This window comes from Microcystis sp. LE19-10.1B, assembly GCF_027530565.1.
Lineage (GTDB): Bacteria > Cyanobacteriota > Cyanobacteriia > Cyanobacteriales > Microcystaceae > Microcystis > Microcystis aeruginosa.
In genome coordinates this window covers 1-4482 of sequence record NZ_JAPZQM010000279.1, presented here as the reverse complement: position 1 = coordinate 4482, position 4482 = coordinate 1, and the positions used below count along the sequence as shown (strand labels likewise).

General features: G+C 41.7%; 7 protein-coding genes. All 7 read left to right on the top strand.

The genetic code is table 11. The annotated features are described in order from the left end of the window. The first annotated feature begins 122 nt into the window (after nucleotides 1–122). The 7 genes from O9332_RS10005 (at nucleotide 123) to O9332_RS09975 (ending at nucleotide 4325) form a co-directional block, all read left to right on the top strand. Entirely contained in the window at nucleotides 123–2453 is a 2331-nt protein-coding gene (locus O9332_RS10005) for a hypothetical protein (RefSeq protein ID WP_288025235.1), read from the top strand. Between the two features lie 67 nt (nucleotides 2454–2520). Then, the gene (locus O9332_RS10000) at nucleotides 2521–2769 is read left to right on the top strand and encodes a type II toxin-antitoxin system Phd/YefM family antitoxin (RefSeq protein ID WP_002739617.1); all 249 of its coding nucleotides are present in this window, start codon (nucleotides 2521–2523) and stop codon (nucleotides 2767–2769) included. After that, nucleotides 2762–3031, top strand: coding sequence for a type II toxin-antitoxin system RelE family toxin (locus tag O9332_RS09995; RefSeq protein WP_002739840.1), 270 nt, complete (start codon nucleotides 2762–2764; stop codon nucleotides 3029–3031). The genes O9332_RS10000 and O9332_RS09995 overlap by 8 nt, the downstream gene beginning before the upstream one ends. 82 nt (nucleotides 3032–3113) lie before the next feature. After that, nucleotides 3114–3404 (top strand): UPF0175 family protein, encoded by a 291-nt coding sequence (locus O9332_RS09990; RefSeq protein ID WP_002760519.1) that lies wholly within the window; start codon nucleotides 3114–3116, stop codon nucleotides 3402–3404. Further along, nucleotides 3388–3882: a PIN domain-containing protein gene (locus tag O9332_RS09985; RefSeq protein WP_002760518.1), complete on the top strand. Its 495-nt coding sequence runs from the start codon at nucleotides 3388–3390 to the stop codon at nucleotides 3880–3882. Before O9332_RS09990 ends, O9332_RS09985 begins: the two co-directional genes overlap by 17 nt. 27 nt (nucleotides 3883–3909) lie before the next feature. After that, nucleotides 3910–4131: a hypothetical protein gene (locus O9332_RS09980; RefSeq protein ID WP_002760517.1), complete on the top strand. Its 222-nt coding sequence runs from the start codon at nucleotides 3910–3912 to the stop codon at nucleotides 4129–4131. After that, complete coding sequence (locus O9332_RS09975; RefSeq protein WP_353853422.1) at nucleotides 4110–4325, top strand: PIN domain-containing protein; 216 nt, start codon at nucleotides 4110–4112, stop codon at nucleotides 4323–4325. Before O9332_RS09980 ends, O9332_RS09975 begins: the two co-directional genes overlap by 22 nt. Nucleotides 4326–4482: the final 157 nt, after the last annotated feature.

Genomic DNA, 4482 nt, shown 5'->3' with positions numbered 1-4482 from the left:
AAGTCCCCCTTGAAAAGGAGAGATCCCCCCTAACCCCCCTTGAAAAGGGGGGAAAAGAGGTGGAAGTCCCCCTTGAAAAGGAGAGATCCCCCCTAACCCCCCTTGAAAAGGGGGGAAAAGAGGTGGAAGTCCCCCTTATTAAGGGGGATTTAGGGGGATCAAACTGGCACAGTTTAGAGGATGATGGCTACATTTATAATCAATTGCTCTGGCATTTGGAAAAAGCGGGACAGATAGCCCAGATTCATCTATTACTGAGGGAAGAAACGGCAGAAGGTCATAATGGTTGGTATAGTCAATGTGAAAAGGAAGGGAAAACGGCAGTTTTTATTAAGGATGTTTCCCGGGCGTGGCAATTGGCGGAGGAGCATTTTATTGAGAACAAGAGTGAGTCTATGGGGTTACAGGTGCGTTATGCTTTGATTAGCACTTCTCTTAATAGTTTGGCCGGGAATATTCCACCAGAATTGATGGCTGCACTGATTAAACATGAAATCTGGACACCTGCCCAGGGATTGGCTTATGTGAGGCAAAATCAAGATGATGGGGAGCAAGCCGCAGGATTAAGGAAAATTATTCCCTATCTTACTCCTACTTTGTTACCTGAAGCCTTAGAAATTGCCAGAGGGATTGGGGATGAATACAACCGTGCAGAGGCATTGACCGGGTTAGCTCCCCATTTACCGGAAAGTTTGTTACCCAAAGCCTTAGAAATTGCCAGAGCCATTGAGGATGAATCCTCCCGTGCAAAGGGATTGACACCCCAGATGCGTAGGGATTTAAATCAGTTGGCGCAAATTCGGAATGAAGACGACCGTGCAAGGGCATTGACACGGTTAGCCCCCCATTTACCAGAAGTGTTACCGGAAACCTTAGAAATTGCCAGAGCCATTGAGGATGAAGACGACCGTGTAAGGGCATTGACAGCGTTAGCTCCCCATTTACCGGTCAGTTTGTTACCCGAAGCCTTAGCAGTTGCCAGAGCCATTGGGAATGAATACCACCGTGCAAGGGCATTGACAGGGTTAGCTCCCTATTTACCGGAAGTGTTACCCGAAGCCTTAGAAATTGCCAGAGCTATTAGGGATGAATCCCGCCGTGCAGAGGCATTGACAGGGTTAGCTCCCTATTTACCGGAAAATCTCTTAAGGGAAGCCTTAGAAATTGCCAGAGGGATTGGGGATGAATACGACCGTGCAGAGGCATTGACAGGATTAGCTCCCTATTTGCCGGAAGTGTTATCCGAAGCCTTAGAAATTGCCAGAGGGATTGGGTCTGAATACTACCGTGCAAGGGCATTGACAGGGTTAGCTCCCTATTTACCGGAAGTGTTACCCGAAGCCTTAGAAATTGCCAGAGCTATTAGGGATGAATCCCGCCGTGCAGAGGCATTGACCGGGTTAGCTCCCTATTTACCGGAAAATCTCTTAAGGGAAGCCTTAGAAATTGCCAGAGGGATTGGGGATGAATACGACCGTGCAGAGGCATTGACAGGATTAGCTCCCTATTTACCCAGTTTATTACCTGAAGCCTTAGAAATTGCCAGAGGGATTTTGTCCTACCGTTACCGTGCACAGGCATTGAGAGAGTTAGCTCCCCATTTACCAGAAAGTTTGTTACCCGAAGCCTTAGAAGTTGCCAGAGCCATTGGGAATGAATACCACCGTGCAGAGGCATTGACAGGATTAGCTCCCTATTTATCTGAAGCTCTCTTAAGTGAAGCATTAGAAGTTGCCAGAGGGATTGGCTCTGAATACAAGCGTGCAGAGGCATTAACGGGGTTAGCTCCCCATTTACCGGTCAGTTTGTTACCCGAAGCCTTAAAAATTGCCAGAGGGATTGAGGATCAATTCTTCCGCGCATTGGCATTGACTGGGTTAGCTCCCCGTTTACCACAAGTGTTACTGGAAGCTTTAGCAGTTGCCAGAGGGATTGGGGATGAAGATAACCGTGCATTGGCATTGACCGATTTAGCTCCCCATTTACCAGAAATTTTGTTACCGGAAGCTTTAGAAGTTGCCAGAGGGATTAGGGATGAATCCGACCGTGCAACGGCATTGACCTGGTTAGCTCCCTATTTACCGGAAAGTTTATTACCCAAAGCCTTAGCTGTTGCCAGAGATATTTGGTCTGAATCCTCCCGTGTAGAGGCATTGATAGGGTTAGCTCCCCATTTACCACAAGTTTTACCGGAAGCTTTAGAAGCTGCCAGAGGGATTGGAGGTGAATCCGACCGTGCAAAGGTATTAAAAGCATTAACAGCCACATTAACCCCTGCTAATGTTGACTTATCTTTCTGGCAAGATATCCTTCATGCTTTGGGAACCCTCACTCGTCTTCATTTCCTCGAAACTATTCCCAACTTAGTCCCTTTAATCCTTCATTTTGGTGGAGTGGTCGCCCTAAGAGAAGTGTATCAAAGTATTAGGGATGTTAGTCGCTGGTGGAAGTGATTCTCCTGTCAATAATTGCTATAATAGCTAAAATGGTCATAATGGCTAGTTTCTATAAAGGTTAGTTATGAAAACATTAGGAGCCTCAGAAGCAAAAAATCGCTTTGGCGAACTGTTAGACTTGGCTCGAAGAGAACCAGTAAAGATAGCAAAAAAGGGACGTAATGTTGCAGTCGTGCTGTCAATCGAGGAATTTGAGAGATTTTCCGAGTTAGAAAATCAACTTTTGGCTTTACAGGCAGAAAAAGCTCATCAAGAAGGTTTTATCGGAACAACAGAAAGTGAGGCTTTACTGTCAGAAATTTTAAATGCTTAAGATTAACCTATCTCGACAGGCAACTAAACGCTTAAAAAAACTGCCAGATAAACACGCCAAACAAGTAGCCACAAAAATAACCGAACTGAGAACAAATCCCTATCCCCAAGATTCTCTAAAGTTAAAAGGATACTCTTATCATAGAGCCGATATTGGTGAATATCGAATCGTTTATCGTGTTGAGGAGCAAACACTAGAAATCTTGCTGATTGACAAACGAAACGATGATGAAATTTATAAACAACTAAAGAGAACAATATAGAGAATCTTAATTATCAACCATCAATTAATTAGCGATATTATTCCTGCTAAAATCAAGAAAAACAAATTATCTTTAAACACTCATGAACATTAACGTAACATTTCCCGAAGAACTTCTCATTGCCGCCAGAGAAGAAAAAGAAACATTCTCTCGTAAAGTCATAATTTATACATTAGGGCATCTTTATCAAGAAGGAAAAATTTCAGCAGGAATCGGCGCACAAGTATTAGGATGCGATAAATATACATTTTATACACTTCTCTCTGAGTATGGTTTTTCCATTATTGATTACACAGCAGAAGAATGGGAATCAGAAATACAAACCAGCCGTAAATTAGCCCAAAAAATCCAAGAGAATGAAGATAATTGTTAATTCTACACCGATCATCGCCTTATCTTTGATTAATCAATTAGATCTTCTTAATCAGCTATTTAATGAAGTGATTATTCCTTGGGCAGTTTATCAAGAAATTGTCATCGCTGGAGATAATAAACCGGGGGCAAAAGAACTCAAAAATGCCAATTGGATTCAAGTTCAAGAAGTTGCATCATCATCTCCTCTTGAACCGCTATTACTAGGATTAGATCGAGGAGAATTAGAAGTTATTCTCTTGGCAATTTCAATCAAACCAGACTGGGTAATTATAGATGAGAAATTAGCAAGAAGAGTTGCCAAAGCTATGGAATTACCCGTCAAAGGAACATTAGGAATTCTCTTGGTTGGTTTTTATGCAGGTTATCTATCTAAACAAGAAATTTTAGATTTATCACAACAGTTAGTTAATTATGGAATTCGTATTAGTTCTCCGATTCTTAATTGGCTAAAAACAGAATTAGACAATGATCATTAATACCAAATCAATACAAAATAAACTACCATGAAACAACTAATCGTACACATTCGTGACCAAGAAAAAGCAGAAACACTCTCTAAAATTTTAACTGCTTTAGATTTTGTTGACTCTGTAGAAATCATCGAAGATCAAACAACATTATCTGATAACGAGCAAGACTTCTTTGCCCTAGCAGGACTGTGGGAAAACAGAAATATCACGCCTGAATCTATCCGTCAAGCAGCATGGCGAGAAGAAAACCGATGATTTTATGTGACACCAATATCCTCATTGAATTCTATAAAAACAACCATAGAATTATCGAAGAGCTTCGCCATATTGGACTAAATCAACTAGCCATTAGTTCCATTAATCAAGCCGAATTATATTATGGAGCAATCAATAAAAATGAACTCAACAAAATCAAAAGACATCTCGGATTGCTACATAGGGCTTGCTGAATAATGGTAAAACCCTTTTAAAATAAAGCTTTTGACCTGTTAAAGTCCGATGTTAGTGCAAGCAAATAGGATTGGGACTTTCAAAAACCTTGCATTATCCTTCTTGTAGTACATCGATTGGTACAAAAAACAAGGGCAACAAAGCCTGAAACGACCG